Origin of the sequence: Archangium sp. (genome assembly GCF_036388035.1) — a bacterium.
Lineage (GTDB): Bacteria > Myxococcota > Myxococcia > Myxococcales > Myxococcaceae > Archangium.
The window spans coordinates 1-1,627 of the sequence record NZ_DASVSO010000431.1 but is presented as its reverse complement, the minus strand read 5'-3'; the positions used below and the strand labels follow the sequence as shown (position 1 = coordinate 1,627).

The 1,627-nt window shown below is 68.1% G+C and carries 1 pseudogene; it reads left to right on the top strand.

What is annotated here, in order from left to right:
* Nucleotides 1-221 precede the first annotated feature (221 nt).
* Nucleotides 222-1,303, top strand: a pseudogene (locus VF697_RS17415) (IS3 family transposase); the annotation flags it as partial.
* Nucleotides 1,304-1,627: the final 324 nt, after the last annotated feature.

Genomic DNA, 1,627 nt, shown 5'->3' with positions numbered 1-1,627 from the left:
CATCCTGCGGGCCGGCACACCGGCGTTGCAGCATTCATCCAGAGCACGCAGGCCCAAAGGATCTTGCCCGGGTATGCACGGTGGCCCGAGCGCGGCAGCGTCGCGCAAGCCGCGGAGGGGCCCTCACCCGTCTCGCTGGGGCTCGCCCTGGGGTGCCCCCCCAGAATGGGGCCAGTTAGAATGGGAGTCCACGAGGCCGGGAGGCCGAGGAGGACTTCACGATGCGGCAGAAGCACTTTACGGTGGAGCAGATCCTGGGGATGCTGCGGGAGGCGGAGGCGCTCCTCTCGGCCGGGCAGAAGACGGCCGATGTGTGCCGGCACCTGGGGATCGGCGAGTCGACGTACTACCGGTGGCGGGCGGAGTACGAGGGAGGCGAAGTCGATCAGGCACGCCGGCTCAAGGAGCTGGAGCAGGAGAATGCCCGGTTGAAGCGGCTGGTGGCGGAGCAGGCGCTCGACATCAGCGTGCTGCGGGAGGTGGCGCGGGGAAACTTCTGAGCCCGGAGCGGAGACGTGTGGCGGTTACGCACGTGAAGGCGAAGTTCGGAATCTCCGAGCGCCGGGCGTGCAGAGTGTTGGGGCAGAGCCGGAACACGCAGCAGCGGGTGCTGCGCCGGAGAGCGGGGGATGCGGAGCTGATGGAGCGGATGCGCGTCCTGGCGCTGCAGCATCCACGCTACGGCTACCGGATGATCCGAGGCCGTCTGATGGGCGAGGGGTGGCGGGTGAACCCGAAGCGGGTGTACCGCCTCTGGCGCGAGGCGGGGCTGAAGGTGCGCCGGGTGGCGCGCAAGCGCCCTCGTCCGGGCGATGGGGCGAACGCCTGCCACGTGCGCAAGCCCGAGTACGCGCACCACGTATGGACCTACGACATCACGAGCGACGAGACGGCGGAGGGGCGGGGCCTGAAGTTCCTGGTGGTCATCGACGAGTTTACGCGGAGGTGCCTCGCCATCGAGGTGGGGCGGAGCATGACGTCGAAGCAGGTGCTGCGCGTGCTGGAGGAGCAGGTGCGGGTCCACGGGGCTCCGGGTGCCATGCGCAGCGACAACGGGCCGGAGTTCATCGCGAAGCGCGTGAAGGCGTGGCTGGAGCAGAGCGGTGTCGAGACGCTCTACATCGAGCCGGGGAGCCCCTGGCAGAACGGATACGTGGAGAGCTTCAACAGCCGCTTTGAGGAAGAGTTCCTGAGCCAGGAACTCTTCCGCGGGCGCGAGGAGGCAGCGGGTCTGGCGGAGCGGTACCGGGTCGAGTACAACGAAGTGCGCCCCCACAGCTCACTGGGGTACAAGACGCCGGCGCGCTATGCAGCCGAGTGTGCAATCCCCAACGTGGCCTCCGCGCCTGCGGCGCTACGACCTTCGCCGACACCCCCGAATGGGGAACGGAAGAAGAAGAAGGAAACACCAACAGCTCTCCCGTTCTAACTGGCCCCGCTGGCGGGGGCAGACCACTGCCGCCCTCGCCGTTATCGAGAGAGGGGGCCTCGATTTTAGCCCCAGTGCCCGGTCAGGGAACCTCGATGATGCGCTTGGAGCGGTGCGCCTCCAGGTGGGCGACCCACCCGCCTCGCAGGCCGATGCCCACGACGAGACGTTGTCCTCCGGTGAGGAAGCTCTGGTTGT